The organism is Streptomyces sp. NBC_01268, assembly GCF_036240795.1.
Taxonomy (GTDB): domain Bacteria; phylum Actinomycetota; class Actinomycetes; order Streptomycetales; family Streptomycetaceae; genus Streptomyces.
In genome coordinates this window covers 5167637-5181241 of record NZ_CP108454.1, presented here as the reverse complement: position 1 = coordinate 5181241, position 13605 = coordinate 5167637, and the positions used below count along the sequence as shown (strand labels likewise).

Sequence of the window (13605 nt, the reverse complement as noted above, 5' to 3'; positions counted from 1 at the left end):
CGGGGGTGACGGACCGGTTCGGACGCGCCACGCGCTCCCGCCCGGGTCAGTCGGCCGCGCGCAGGTGGACGATGTCGCCGGCCGCGACCGCCTCGGTGCCGCCGCCCTCGGTGGCGACGACCAGGCGCCCGTCGCCGTCGACCCCGACGGCGTCGCCCTGCAGCATCCGCTCGCCGGGCAGGTCGGCGCGGACCCGCCGGCCGAGGGTGGCGCACTGGGCCTCGTACGCCTCCAGGAGGCCGGAGGCGCCCGGGTCCCCGTCGGCCCGCACCCAGTCCCCGTACCACTGCTCCAGCGAGCGCAGGACGGCCCGCAGCAGGGTGTCGCGGTCGGTGGAGACGGCGTTGCCGAGGAGGAGCGAGCCGGCCGTGGGGACGGGGAGCTCGTCGGGGCGCAGGCTGACGTTGACGCCGAGGCCGACGACGACGCCGTCCGCACCGGCCCGCTCGGCGAGGATGCCGCCGGTCTTGCGCTCCTCGCCCGCGACGCGCACCAGCAGGTCGTTGGGCCACTTGAGGGTCAGGTCGGCGCCGGCGGCCTTGGCGAGGCCGCTCGCGGCGGCGACACCGGTGAGCAGCGGCAGCCAGCCCCAGCGGTGCACGGGCACGTCCGGCTTGAGCAGTACGGAGAAGAAGAGGCCGGAGCGGGCGGGGGCGGTCCAGCTGCGGTCGAGCCGGCCGCGGCCGGAGGTCTGCTCCTCGGCGACGAGCACCGCGCCTTCGGGGAGTTCGTCGGCGCGGTCGGCGAGGTCGGAGTTGGTGGAGCCGGTGGACTCGACCACGTCGACGGAGGTCCACAGCCCGTCGGGGAGGACGAGCGCGTGGCGCAGGGCGGGCGCGTTGAGCGGCGGCCGGTCGAGGTCGGACCAGCGTCCCGCGGAGCCTTGGGAGGACGTCATGCAAGCCAGCGTAGGTGTGGCAAACGCCGCACTGCCGAACCGTATCGGCGCCGATACGCTACGGGTCAGTAGCCCAGCAGTAGCCCATTCGTAGTCAACGAACCCCCCGTGACCAGGCAGGGAGCCGCATCCCGATGTCCGAGCCGGCAGAGCACGACCAGATCGACATTCACACGACCGCGGGCAAGATCGCGGACCTGCAGCGCCGGATCGGCGAGGCGACGCACGCCGGTTCCGAACGGGCGGTCGAGAAGCAGCACGCGAAGGGAAAGCTGACCGCGCGCGAGCGGATCGCACTGCTGCTCGACGAAGGTTCGTTCGTGGAGCTGGACGAACTGGCCCGGCACCGCTCGACCAACTTCGGCCTGGAGAAGAACCGTCCGTACGGTGACGGCGTCGTGACCGGCTACGGCACGGTCGACGGGCGTCCGGTGGCGGTGTTCTCGCAGGACTTCACCGTCTTCGGCGGCGCCCTCGGCGAGGTCTACGGCCAGAAGATCATCAAGGTGATGGACTTCGCGCTGAAGACCGGCTGCCCGGTCATCGGCATCAACGACTCCGGCGGCGCCCGCATCCAGGAGGGTGTGAGCGCGCTCGGCATGTACGGCGAGATCTTCCGCCGCAACACGCACGCCTCCGGTGTGATCCCGCAGATCTCGCTGGTCGTCGGCCCGTGCGCGGGCGGCGCGGTCTACTCGCCCGCGATCACCGACTTCACGGTGATGGTGGACCAGACCTCGCACATGTTCATCACGGGACCGGACGTCATCAAGACGGTGACCGGCGAGGACGTCGGCTTCGAGGAGCTGGGCGGCGCCCGCACCCACAACACCACGTCGGGTGTCGCGCACCACATGGCGGGCGACGAGAAGGACGCGATCGAGTACGTCAAGTCCCTTCTGTCCTACCTCCCTTCGAACAACCTCTCCGAGCCGCCGGCCTTCCCGGAGACCGCGGAGACCGAGGCCACGGACGAGGACCGCGAGCTCGACACCCTCATCCCGGACTCGGCGAACCAGCCGTACGACATGCACACCGTGATCGAGCACGTCCTCGACGACGGCGAGTTCCTGGAGACCCAGGCGCTGTTCGCGCCGAACATCCTGACCGGCTTCGGCCGCGTCGAGGGCTTCCCGGTCGGCGTGGTCGCCAACCAGCCGATGCAGTTCGCCGGCTGCCTCGACATCAACGCGAGCGAGAAGGCCGCGCGCTTCGTGCGCACCTGCGACGCGTTCAACATCCCGGTGCTCACCTTCGTCGACGTGCCGGGCTTCCTGCCGGGCGTGGACCAGGAGTACGGCGGCATCATCCGGCGCGGCGCGAAGCTGATCTACGCGTACGCCGAGGCGACCGTGCCACTGATCACCGTCATCACCCGCAAGGCCTTCGGCGGCGCGTACGACGTCATGGGCTCCAAGCACCTGGGCGCGGACCTCAACCTGGCCTGGCCGACCGCGCAGATCGCCGTCATGGGCGCCCAGGGCGCGGTCAACATCCTGCACCGCCGCACGATCGCCGAGGCCGAGGAGGCCGGCACGGCGGACGCGGAGCGGGCGCGGCTGATCCAGGAGTACGAGGACGCGCTGCTCAACCCGTACATCGCGGCCGAGCGCGGTTACATCGACGGGGTGATCCTGCCGTCCGACACGCGCCCGCAGATCGTGAAGGGGCTGCGTCAACTGCGGACGAAGCGGGAATCCCTGCCCCCGAAGAAGCACGGCAACATCCCGCTCTAGGCGCTGGGAGGGACAACACGATGATCAAGGTCGTACGAGGCAATCCGACCCCCGAGGAGCTGGCCGCCGCACTGGCGGTGGTCCAGGCCCGGGCCGCGGCCACGGCGGCGGCTGCCGCCGAGGGCGGCGGCCCCGGCACCCCGGAGGGCTGGTCGGACCCGGCGCGCATCGCCCTCGGCGTGCGCCACCGCCCGGGCCCGCGCTCGTGGGCGCGGTCCTACTGGCCGGTCTGAGGCCGGACGGGCACGCCCGGACACGCACCGACACGCCCAGTCACACACCGACACGCAGAGATGCGCACGGGCACACGCGTACGGGCACACGCGCACGGGCACACGCGCACGGGCACACGCGCACGGGCACACGCGCACGGCGAAGGCCGGACCTCCAGGACGGAGGTCCGGCCTTCGCCGTGCGCGGGGCCTCGGCCCCTACGCCCGGCGCCGCAGGAACAGCGCCGAGGCGAGCACCCCGGCGAGGACCACGGCCGCGTTGACGAGGACGGCCCGCCCGATGCCGTCGGGCAGGGCGGCCGAGGTGACGACGACGGCGCTCATGACGGGCGTGCCGAGCGTGATGCCGACCTGCTGGGTCATGGTCGCGATGCCGGTGGCCATGCCCTGTTCGGCGTCGGGCAGTCCGGAGGTGGCGGTGACCATGAAGCCGACGATGGCGAGCATGTTGCCCACGCCGCCGGCGAAGGTGCCGGCGAGCAGCAGCCCGTACATGCTCCGGTCGTCGCCGAGGCCGATCAGGGAGAGGGTCGCGGCGGCCTGGAGCACTCCGCCGGTGATCAGCGCGGTACGGGCGGACCAGCGGCCGATGAAGCGGGCGGCGAACAGCCCGCCGAGCACCGTGCCCGCGCCCAGGACGCCGAAGGAGAGGCCCGCGGCGAGCGGGGAGAAGCCCAGGACGTCCTGGAGGTGCAGGGTCATCAGGAAGACCAGCGAGGTCTCGGTGGCGAAGGCGACGAGTCCGGCGAGGTTGCCCCAGACGACGGTGCGGCGCCGCAGTACCCGGACCGGCACGAGGGGCGCGGCGGCCCGCCGCTCCACCAGCGGGAAGGCGCCCAGCAGGACGAGGGCGGCGGCGAGGGCGGCGAGGACGGCCGGGTCGCTCCAGCCGTGCTCGCCGGCGGCGGTGAGGCCGTAGACGAGGGCGAGGAGTCCGCCGGTGACGGTGATCGCGCCGGGCACGTCGAGCCGGGGCCGGGCGGCCGGGCGGCTCTCCTTGAGGACGGCGGGGGCGACGAGCAGCACGGCGAGGGCGACGGGCACGTTGATAAAGAAGGCCCACCGCCAGGAGAGCAGGTCGGTGAGGACCCCGCCGAGGACGGCTCCGGTGGTGAACCCGGCTGACATGAGGGCCCCGTTGAGGCCGAGCGCCTTGGCGCGCAGCGGGCCCTCGGGGAACGCGGAGGTCAGCAGTGAGAGCCCGGCCGGCGTGACGGCGGCGGTGGCGAGCCCCTGGGCTACGCGGGCGGCCATCAGGACCTCGGGGCCGGTGGCGAGCCCGCCGGCCAGGGAGGCGAGGCCGAGGACGCCCATGCCGCCGAGGAAGACCCGCCGGCGGCCGACGAGGTCGGCGACGCGCCCGAAGAGGAGGGTGAATCCGGCGGCGGCGAGGGCGAAGGCGGTGGCGATCCACTGGAGGCCGCCGAGGCTGAAGCCGAGCCCCTGCCCGATGACCGGCAGGGCGACGTTCAGGATCGAGAAGTCGACGGCCAGCATGAACTGGGAGACCAGGAGGACGAGGAGGACGAGCCGCATCCGCCCGTCCATGCGGTGCTCCGCGGGGGCGGCGACGGGGACATGGGCAGGGCTGTCGAGGGAAACCATGACGGGGACCCCTTAATGGGATGTCGGTTCCGTTAAGATGTCGGCGACACTAGCAGAGCCGAAAGCGTTAATGGAACAGGAGACCCGTTTGAGCGAGAGCCCGTCGGCCGTGCCCGGCACCGTGCGCCCCGGAGGCCGTACCGCGAAGGTGCGCCGCGCGGTCCTCGACGCCACCGAGGACGCCCTCGCGGCGGCCGCCTTCCACACCCTGAACATGGATCAGATCGCGGCGAGCGCCGGCGTCGGCAAGACCACCGTCTACCGCCGCTGGGGCTCCCCCGTCGGCCTCGTCGCCGACCTCCTGCACGACATGGCGGAGCAGTCCGTGCCCGCCGCCGACACCGGCGGCCTCGCGGGCGACCTGCGGGCCAACGCGGAGCTCGTGCACCGGACCCTCACCGACCCGCGGATGGGCGCCGTCTTCCGCGCCGTGATCGCCGCGGCGGCCTGCGACGAGGAGTGCGCGCGGGCCCTGAACGGCTTCTACCGCACCCGGCTCGCGGCCTGGGCCCCGGTCGTGACCCGGGCGGCGGCGCGCGGCGAACTCCCCCCGGACACCGACGCCCTGGAACTCCTCCGGGCGGTCTCCGCCCCGCTCTACTACCGCTTCGCCGTCACCCGCGAGGAGCTCACCCCGGCCGACGCGGAGCGGGCCGTCGCGGCGGCCCTCGCCGCGGCGGCCGCCGGTGCCTTCGCCACGCGGGCCGGCGCCGGCCCCGCCACGGACTAGTCCTTTGACGCGGGGCGCTTGAGTACCCGTACTCAGGCGCCCCGGCCCTCCGGGCCGCAGGATCGGGACCATGCTCTGGTCCGACCCGAAGAACGAGCCGCCGAAGGACATGCGCGACATGCAGGCCATGCTGCGCCGCGCCGGCGTGCTGCTCGGGCTCGCGATGGTGCTGCTCATGTTCGTGCTCGGCGCGCGCTGAGAGCGCTCGATACGCTGCCCCCATGACTGCTGAACGCCGCCGTGTCGTCCTCGCCTCCGCCTCCCCCGCCCGCCTGGGGCTGCTCCGCCAGGCCGGGCTCGCCCCGGAGGTGATCGTGAGCGGCGTCGACGAGGACAAGACGCACGCCCCGACCCCGGCCGAGCTCGCCCTCGCCCTCGCCGAGGCCAAGGCCGCCCACGTCGCCGCCCGCCCCGAGGCCTTCGGCGCGCTCGTGATCGGCTGCGACTCGGTCCTGGAGCTGGACAAGCAGGCGCTCGGCAAGCCGGCCGACGCCGAGGAGGCCACCGCCCGCTGGCAGGCGATGCGGGGCCGGGTCGGCATCCTCCAGACGGGCCACTGCGTGTACGACACGACGGCCAAGCGCTACGAGTCGGCCACCGCCTCCACCGTCGTCCGCTTCGGTCACCCGACCGACGCCGAGATCGCCGCCTACGTCGCCAGCGGCGAACCCCTGCACGTGGCGGGCGCGTTCACCCTCGACGGCCGCTCGGCCCCCTTCATCGACGGCATCGACGGCGACCCCGGCAACGTGATCGGCCTGTCCCTGCCCCTCCTGCGCACCCTGCTCGGCAAGCTGGACGTCTCGATCACCGACCTCTGGGCCTGAGCCCGGAACCACTGCGGGCCCCGGCCCGGAACCAAGGGGGAAGCCGGCATGGCGCGGGTCGTCGTGGTCCACGGGATAGGCCAGGAGTTCCTGGGGCCCGCGCAGTTGCACCGGGACGTCGTGCCCGCGCTGCGGGACGGCGTCCTGCTCGCCGGCTCCCCGCCGCCGGCCGCCGAGGACGTCGGCTGCGCCTTCTACGGCGACCTGTTCACCGAGCCCGGAACCCGCTCCGACGACCTGCCGCCCTGGGACGAGTGGGACGTCGAGGAGGGGCTGGAGGCCGAACTGCTCGACGCGTGGCGGCGGGCCGCCGAGGACCCGGAAGGCGTCGGGGACCCCGCCGGGACGCGCGGCGTCCTCGGCCACGCCGCCTCCCGCGCCCTGCGCGTCGAGCGGATCCGCGCCGGCCTCGACACCCTGGCCGGCACCCGCTTCTTCGGCCGGGTCTCCGACCGGCTGCTCGTCCTCGCGCTGCGGCAGGTCCGCCGCTACCTCACCGAGCCCGCGCTGCGGGCGGCCGCCCAGGACCGGGTCGCCGCCGCCGTCGGCCCCGGCACCCGGGTCCTCGTCGCCCACTCGCTGGGGTCCGTCGTCGCGTACGAGACGCTGTGCGCCCGCCCGGAGCTGCCCGTCACCGACCTCGTCACCCTCGGCTCCCCGCTCGGCCTGCGCGGGATCGTCTTCGACCGGCTGGCCCCGGCACCGGTGGACGGCACGGCCCGCTGGCCCGGCGGGATCCGCCACTGGACCAACATCGCCGACCGCGGCGACGTCGTCGCCCTCCCCGACCGCCTCGCGCCCCGCTTCGGCCCCGCCGTGTCCGACCAGCGGATCGACAACGGCACCCGGATGCACGACCTCGCCCGCTACCTGTCGGCGCCGAGCACGGGGACGGCGATCGCCCGAGGACTCGGGTGAGCGTGCCCCCCGAGGGACGACGCTTCCTCATCACCATCGGCGTCTCCGCCTACGCCGACCCGGACATCCCCGACCTGCCGGGCGTCCCCGAGGACGTACGGCGGTTACGGGAACTGCTGCTGCCCATGGGGTACGAGGCGGTGCTCGACCGGCTCGCCGCCGACCCGACCGCCGCCACGATCCAGGAGGCCGTCGAGGACTGGGCGCACGACACCGAGCCGGGCCCCGAGGACATCGTGGTCGTCTACTTCGCCGGCCACGGCACCAAGGCCGCCGACCGCCACTACCTGCTCGGTTCCACCGCCCGCCCCGGACGCTACTCGGCCGCCCTCGCCGCCGAGGACCTGGCCCGCCCGCTGCTGCGCGGCGAGGCCGGACACGTCCTCGTCGTGCTCGACACCTGCTTCGCGGGCGCCGGCGCGGGCGAGATCGCCGCCCTCGCCACCGAACTCGCCCACACCCAGCGGGGACCGGCCGGTCGCTGGATGCTCGCCGCCGCCCGCGGCAAGGAACGCGCCCGCGAGAACGTCTTCGTCGACGCGCTCGCCACCGTCCTCGACCACCCCCAGGCCGGCGCCCACCAGGAGTTCCTGGGCGTCCGCGAGGTCACCGAACGCGTCAACCGACACCTCGCCGAGCGCCGGGTGCCCCAGCGCGTCAGCCACTCCACCGTCGACAGCGACGGCCGCGACCCCTTCTTCCGCAACCGGGCCCACATCGCGGGCCTGCCCGCCGACGCGCTCGACGTCGAGACCCTGGACCGGCTGCGCCGCGCGACCCGCGGACACTTCGAGGCCCGCGGCCGGGGCGTCGAGCACACCGGCGAACGCGGCGACTACTTCACCGGCCGCACCCGGGCCCTGACCGCCCTCGCCTCCTGGCTGACCGCCGACCGGCACGACCGGCGGGCCCGCGTCGTCACCGGCGACCCCGGCTCCGGCAAGTCCGCCCTCCTCGGCCGGCTGCTGCGCGCCGCGGAACACCACGCGATCGTGGCCCTGCACGCCCGCCGCGCCGCCCTCGAGGACCTGAGCGCCGATCTCGCCGCCGCGCTCCGCCTGCCCGGCACCGACCGCGACGACGTCCTGGAGGCCCTCGGCCGGCGCACCGCACCCGTCACCGTCCTGGTCGACGCGCTCGACGAGGCCGGCCCCGCGGGCCACGCCGACGAGGGCCTGCGGATCGCCCGGGAGCTCCTGCGCCCCCTGTCCTCGCTGCCCGCGGTCCGCCTCGTCGTCGGCACACGCCGCCCGCTGCTGGCCGCCCTCGGCCCCGCGGTGGAGGTCGTCGACCTCGACGCCCCCGCCTTCACCACCCCCGAGGACGTCGCCGCCTACGCCGCCAAACTGCTGCTCGCCGAAGGCGACCCGGACACCCGCTCCCCCTACCGCGCCCGCCCGGACGAGGCCGCCGAGGCGGCCCGGGGCATCGCGGCCCGCGCGGGCCGCTCGTTCCTGGTGGCCCGGATGACCGCCCGCGCCCTCGTCGACGGCCAGATCGAGGCCGACACCTCCCGCCCCGGCTGGGAACAGGCGCTGCCCGACGAGGCGGGGCAGGCCTTCGCCGCGTACCTGGCCCGCTTCGGCCCCGACCGGCCGCGCGTCGAACGCCTGCTGCGCCCCCTCGCGTACGCGCAGGGCGCGGGCCTGCCCTGGTCCACCCTGTGGGGCCCGCTGACCGAGGCCCTGTCGGGGCTGCCCTGCGCCCAGGACGACCTGCGCTGGCTGCACGAACACGCGGGCGCCTACCTCGTGGAGACGGCCACGCCCGCGGGCTCCGCCTACCGCCTCTTCCACGAGACGATGGCCGAATGGCTCCGCGCCGCGGCGGGCCCCGACGCCGACGCCCACCGCGCCGTCGCCGCCGCCCTCCTCGCGGGCGTCCCGGAGGACCCGCGCACCGGCCTGCGCGACTGGCCGGCCGCCCACCGTTACGTCCGCGAGCACCTGGCGACCCACGCGGCGGCGGGCGGCTCCCTGGACGGCCTCCTCGCCGACCCCGAGTACCTGGTCCACGCGCACCCGCCCGAACTGCTCCGCGCACTGGCCGCCGTACGGACCCCGCGGGGCCGCCTGTGGCGCTCGGTGTACCGCACCTCGTCCGACGTCCACCGCCACCTGGACGAGGGGGGCCGCAGGGACGTCCTCGCGGTGGACGCGGCCCGCTTCGGGGAGCGCGAGGCGGCGGGCGAGCTGGCGCGGACGCGGACGTGGCGGCCGCGGTGGGCGACGGGGTCGGAGGTCCATACGGCGCTGGTGGGGTCGTTCCACACGGGCTCCTCGTACTACACGGGCGGCTACCTCGCGGCGGCGAGCTGCGCGGAGCTGGACGGGCAGTTGCACGCGGTGGGCGTCACCAGCCCGGGTGAGCTTCATCTGTGGAACCTGAGCACGGGTTCGCATGAGGTGCTGCCCTCCGCGGGAGTAGCGACGATGGCCGCCTTCTGCACGGTCGACGGCCGCGCCAGCGCGATGTCCGCGAGCTCCGCTGGTGACCTCGTCCTGTGGGACCTCGCCACACTCGCTCCGCGCCGCTTCAAGGTGCCGAGGCTGTCGGGCCGCACCATGCTGTGCGTCGAGCTGGAGGGCCGGGCCCACGCTGTGGCCCTCCTGGCCTCGGACGGCCTGATCGTCGTCGACCTGACCTCAGGATCGCACCGCTCCGTCCGGCTCCCCCGTCGGCAGGAGACCTTCGATCTGCGGGCGTGGACCGTCCTCGAAGGGCATGCCCACGTCGCGCTGACCTCGCCCAGAAGCGGCGCGATCACCTTGGTGGACCTGGTCACCGGCCGGCGGCGCGCTCCCCTGCTCGCCGATGTACCGGTCTACGCCCTCACCTGCGTGACAAACGAGGGACACCCCCACCTGGTGAGCCGGGGCGCCGGAAACAGCCTCACCGTCTGGAATCTCACCGACGGCTCGGAGCGCTCCCTGAAGGTCCCCGAGTACAACGACGTCTACGGACTCACCACGACCACCCTGCACGGGCGTCCGCACCTGGTCGCCGGCTGTGCGGACCAAACGGTGCGCGTCTGGGACCTGAAGGACGGCGCGGAACGCCTCCGCCTGACAGGGCACTCGATCCCGCTGGACCACGTTGCCTGTTACGAGGTCGAGGGCCGGACGCACGTGGTCTCTGCGGCCGACTCAAACGTACGTGTCTGGGACCTGGACGACCGGCAGCCGCATGAATCGGAACCGTCCGGGCACCCGAGCACGGTGTACGGGACAGCCGTCACCGAACTGGACGGCGCACCGTGCGCCGTGACGGCCGGCTACGACGGAAGCGTGCGCTTGTGGGACCTACGCGAGGGCACCCCGCTCGGAGTACTGACGGGCAGCCACACCGCCTTCACCTCCCTCGCGCCCGATCCCGGCTCGCCGGCGCACATGGTCACGGTCTCGTCGGGCGGCGGAGTGACCCTCTGGGACCTGGAGAAGCGCGCGGAGGCGGCGGCGGTCGGCAACGATGACGGCGGGGGCTCACTCAACGGCGTCGTGGCGTTCCGGTCGGGCGACCGACTGAACGCGCTGGCCTGCTACGAACGAATCACACGATGGGACCTCGACCGAGGCTCGCGGCACATGCTGGCCCCCGACGGCATCGACGTCGCACACCGCGCGCTGGCCGTCACGTCGCTGGGCGGCCGACCGGTCTTGCTCTCCGGTGAGCGGGGCAGTTCGGTGCTACTCCGCGACGCGCGGACCGGCCGGTTCCTGGGCACGCTGGCCGGCGGCGACCGGGTCACGGCGATCGGCTGCGCCGTCGTCGGCGGCCGCCCGGTCGCCGTCGTCGGGGACTCCGGCGGCGGCGTCCACGTCTGGGATCTGACGACGCGCAAGACGGGCCTGGAACTGCTGAGGAACGGCTCTCAGGTGGCCTACGTGGCCTGCACCGTCCTCGACGGCCTGCCGCACGCCGTGGTCGCCACCTGGCACTGGGCGCTGCAGATCTTCGACCTGACGACGGGTCGCCTCACCGAGACGATCACCCTGCCGCTGCCCGTCGAGGCGCTGACCCCTCACCACGACAACCTCCTGGTCAGCATGAGCAGCGAGGTCCTCGTCCTCACGCGGGAGCCGGCGCCGCCTCCTCGGCCGCCTTGGGCTCCCCGTACGCCACCAGCGTGAGCACGATCAGGGCGACGACCAGCATCATGAAGGCGAAGGCGAGCCAGCCCATGAGACCGACCGTCACCGCGCCCAGGACGCCGTGGACCACCGCGCAGCCGATGAGCAGGGCGCGGCCCGCGCGGCCGGGGCGGCGGTCGCGGATCGCGGCGATGAGAGGGACGAGGCCGCAGAGGACGAGCAGGGCGCCGGAGCCGAGGCCGAGGGCCCAGGTGCCGGCGTACATCGCGTCCGGATGCAGCCCGTCGAGGGACATCGACTGGGCCTTCACGAAACGGGCCATCACGGCGTTGAAAGCGACGATTCCCGGTGCTTCGAGGAAGAGCACCGCGGCCGTCACGAGCGCTATCGGTCTGCGGGCCACCTCGGCCACCCCCTGAGTACGGCTGTTACCTCCGGTACGTACGACAGTGCGAAGGCTACTGGCCGGTAAAACCCTGGACAAGGGTTCGTGCCGCGGAGCGGAACGACGGCGCCCGGGCAAAGAATGATTGAGCCATTCGTAGGGACTCCACAAAGAAACCCATTTGGCGACTGGTCCCACGAACAGAGACCTGCGCCACACCTCGGAGCTACTGTGCCGTAAAGAAACCCTGCGTACCGTGGTGCGACAAGGGATTTCACGACCCGAGCAGGCCTGGTATCACGCTCCGTGTGGGCAAGCTCACCACTGGGGACGGGTCGAAAGGCCGTGTCGGCAGTCCCTAAACTCAGCTTGTTTCAAGGAGGGAGCCATCGTGCGCAAGGTGCTCATCGCCAACCGTGGCGAAATCGCTGTCCGCGTCGCCCGGGCCTGCCGGGACGCCGGGATCGCCAGCGTAGCCGTCTACGCCGATCCGGACCGGGACGCTCTGCACGTCCGCGCGGCCGACGAGGCGTTCGCCCTGGGCGGTGACACCCCGGCCACCAGTTACCTGGACATGGGCAAGGTGCTCCAGGCGGCTGCGGATTCCGGCGCCGACGCGATCCACCCGGGCTACGGCTTCCTTTCCGAGAACGCCGAGTTCGCCCAGGCCGTCCTCGACGCCGGCCTCATCTGGATCGGTCCGCCGCCGCAGGCCATCCGCGACCTCGGTGACAAGGTCGCCGCGCGCCACATCGCGCAGCGCGCCGGCGCCCCGCTGGTCGCCGGCACCCCGGACCCGGTCTCGGGCGCCGACGAGGTCGTCGCCTTCGCCAAGGAGAACGGCCTGCCGATCGCGATCAAGGCCGCCTTCGGTGGCGGTGGCCGCGGTCTGAAGGTCGCCCGCACCCTCGAAGAGGTGCCGGAGCTCTACGACTCCGCCGTCCGCGAGGCCGTCGCCGCCTTCGGCCGCGGCGAGTGCTTCGTCGAGCGCTACCTGGACAAGCCGCGGCACGTCGAGACCCAGTGCCTCGCCGACTCGCACGGCAACGTGGTCGTCGTCTCGACCCGTGACTGCTCCCTCCAGCGCCGGCACCAGAAGCTGGTCGAGGAGGCCCCGGCCCCGTTCCTGTCGGAGGCTCAGAACGCCGAGCTGTACGCGGCGTCCAAGGCCATCCTGAAGGAGGCCGGCTACGTCGGCGCCGGCACCGTCGAGTTCCTGGTCGGCGTCGACGGCACGATCTCCTTCCTGGAGGTCAACACCCGTCTGCAGGTCGAGCACCCGGTCACCGAAGAGGTCACCGGCATCGACCTGGTCCGCGAGATGTTCCGGATCGCCGACGGCGAGGAGCTCGGTTACGGCGACCCGGAGATCCGCGGTCACTCCTTCGAGTTCCGCATCAACGGCGAGGACCCGGGCCGCAACTTCCTCCCGGCCCCCGGCACCGTCACCACCTTCGCCGCGCCGACCGGCCCGGGTGTGCGTCTGGACGCCGGCGTCGAGTCCGGCTCGGTCATCGGCCCGGCCTGGGACTCGCTGCTCGCGAAGCTGATCATCACCGGCGCCAGCCGCGAGCAGGCGCTGCAGCGTGCCGCCCGCGCGCTCGCCGAGTTCAAGGTCGAGGGCATGGCCACCGCCATCCCGTTCCACCAGGCCGTCGTGGTCGACCCGGCGTTCACCGCCGACCCGTTCCGCGTCCACACCCGGTGGATCGAGACCGAGTTCGTCAACGAGATCAAGCCGTTCGCCCCGGCGGGCGGTGAGGCCGAGGAGGACGAGAGCGGCCGCGAGACGATCGTCGTCGAGGTCGGCGGCAAGCGCCTCGAGGTCTCCCTGCCGTCCTCGCTCGGCATGACGCTGGCCCGCACCGGCCTCGCCGCCGGCGCCAAGCCGAAGCGCCGCGCCGCGAAGAAGTCCGGCCCGACCGCCTCCGGCGACACCCTCGCGTCCCCGATGCAGGGCACCATCGTCAAGGTGGCCGTCGAGGAGGGCCAGGAGGTCAAGGAGGGCGACCTGATCGTCGTCCTGGAGGCCATGAAGATGGAGCAGCCGCTGAACGCGCACCGTTCCGGCACCGTCAAGGGCCTGTCCGCCGAGGTCGGCGCCTCGATCACCTCCGGCGCCCCGATCTGCGAGATCAAGGACTGAACCGGGGCCCCGGACACCGGGGTACGGTACGAAGGG

11 protein-coding genes are annotated in these 13605 nt (G+C 73.4%); 8 read left to right on the top strand and 3 right to left on the bottom strand.

The window, feature by feature from the left end:
• Positions 1–46: 46 nt before the first annotated feature.
• On the bottom strand, positions 47–898 hold the full coding sequence (locus OG309_RS23395; protein ID WP_329423393.1) for a biotin--[acetyl-CoA-carboxylase] ligase: 852 nt from the start codon (positions 896–898) through the stop codon (positions 47–49).
• Between the two features lie 134 nt (positions 899–1032).
• Between OG309_RS23395 and OG309_RS23390 the strand changes: the two genes are divergently transcribed.
• On the top strand, positions 1033–2634 hold the full coding sequence (locus OG309_RS23390) for an acyl-CoA carboxylase subunit beta (protein WP_329423392.1): 1602 nt from the start codon (positions 1033–1035) through the stop codon (positions 2632–2634).
• A gap of 20 nt (positions 2635–2654) precedes the next feature.
• Positions 2655–2867: an acyl-CoA carboxylase epsilon subunit gene (locus OG309_RS23385; protein WP_329423391.1), complete on the top strand. Its 213-nt coding sequence runs from the start codon at positions 2655–2657 to the stop codon at positions 2865–2867.
• A 198-nt stretch (positions 2868–3065) separates the two neighbouring features.
• Here OG309_RS23385 and OG309_RS23380 read toward each other — a convergent pair whose 3' ends face one another.
• Positions 3066–4472 carry an MFS transporter gene (locus tag OG309_RS23380; protein ID WP_329423390.1) on the bottom strand — a complete coding sequence of 469 codons (1407 nt, stop codon included), beginning with the start codon at positions 4470–4472 and terminating at the stop codon, positions 3066–3068.
• Between the two features lie 37 nt (positions 4473–4509).
• Between OG309_RS23380 and OG309_RS23375 the strand changes: the two genes are divergently transcribed.
• The 5 genes from OG309_RS23375 (at position 4510) to OG309_RS23355 (ending at position 11077) form a co-directional block, all read left to right on the top strand.
• Positions 4510–5202, top strand: a complete 693-nt coding sequence (locus OG309_RS23375) for a TetR/AcrR family transcriptional regulator (RefSeq protein ID WP_402545356.1) — start codon at positions 4510–4512, stop codon at positions 5200–5202.
• 70 nt (positions 5203–5272) lie between these two features.
• Complete coding sequence (mmpB, locus tag OG309_RS23370; RefSeq protein ID WP_329423388.1) at positions 5273–5401, top strand: morphogenic membrane protein MmpB; 129 nt, start codon at positions 5273–5275, stop codon at positions 5399–5401.
• A gap of 22 nt (positions 5402–5423) precedes the next feature.
• Positions 5424–6029, top strand: a complete 606-nt coding sequence (locus OG309_RS23365; protein WP_329423387.1) for a Maf family protein — start codon at positions 5424–5426, stop codon at positions 6027–6029.
• A gap of 48 nt (positions 6030–6077) precedes the next feature.
• Positions 6078–6947, top strand: a complete 870-nt coding sequence (locus OG309_RS23360; protein WP_329423386.1) for an antibiotic ABC transporter ATP-binding protein — start codon at positions 6078–6080, stop codon at positions 6945–6947.
• A complete protein-coding gene (locus OG309_RS23355; protein ID WP_329423385.1) occupies positions 6944–11077 on the top strand; it encodes a caspase family protein in 4134 nt (1377 codons plus the stop codon). The genes OG309_RS23360 and OG309_RS23355 overlap by 4 nt, the downstream gene beginning before the upstream one ends.
• Here OG309_RS23355 and OG309_RS23350 read toward each other — a convergent pair.
• Positions 11016–11441 (bottom strand): hypothetical protein, encoded by a 426-nt coding sequence (locus tag OG309_RS23350; RefSeq protein ID WP_329423384.1) that lies wholly within the window; start codon positions 11439–11441, stop codon positions 11016–11018. The genes OG309_RS23355 and OG309_RS23350 overlap by 62 nt on opposite strands.
• Positions 11442–11814: 373 nt before the next feature.
• On the opposite strand from OG309_RS23350, the gene OG309_RS23345 reads away from it, so the two are divergent.
• Entirely contained in the window at positions 11815–13569 is a 1755-nt protein-coding gene (locus tag OG309_RS23345; RefSeq protein ID WP_329423383.1) for an acetyl/propionyl/methylcrotonyl-CoA carboxylase subunit alpha, read from the top strand.
• Positions 13570–13605: the final 36 nt, after the last annotated feature.

What these genes read in the sequence shown, in the direction of transcription:
- OG309_RS23390 (WP_329423392.1), top strand. Translation starts at nt 1,033, where the DNA reads ATGTCCGAGCCGGCAGAGCACGACCAGATCGACATTCACACGACCGCG.
- OG309_RS23395 (WP_329423393.1), bottom strand. Translation starts at nt 898, where the DNA reads ATGACGTCCTCCCAAGGCTCCGCGGGACGCTGGTCCGACCTCGACCGG.
- OG309_RS23380 (WP_329423390.1), bottom strand. Translation starts at nt 4,472, where the DNA reads ATGGTTTCCCTCGACAGCCCTGCCCATGTCCCCGTCGCCGCCCCCGCG.
- OG309_RS23365 (WP_329423387.1), top strand. Translation starts at nt 5,424, where the DNA reads ATGACTGCTGAACGCCGCCGTGTCGTCCTCGCCTCCGCCTCCCCCGCC.
- OG309_RS23385 (WP_329423391.1), top strand. Translation starts at nt 2,655, where the DNA reads ATGATCAAGGTCGTACGAGGCAATCCGACCCCCGAGGAGCTGGCCGCC.
- mmpB (WP_329423388.1), top strand. Translation starts at nt 5,273, where the DNA reads ATGCTCTGGTCCGACCCGAAGAACGAGCCGCCGAAGGACATGCGCGAC.
- OG309_RS23360 (WP_329423386.1), top strand. Translation starts at nt 6,078, where the DNA reads ATGGCGCGGGTCGTCGTGGTCCACGGGATAGGCCAGGAGTTCCTGGGG.
- OG309_RS23375 (WP_402545356.1), top strand. Translation starts at nt 4,510, where the DNA reads ATGTCGGCGACACTAGCAGAGCCGAAAGCGTTAATGGAACAGGAGACC.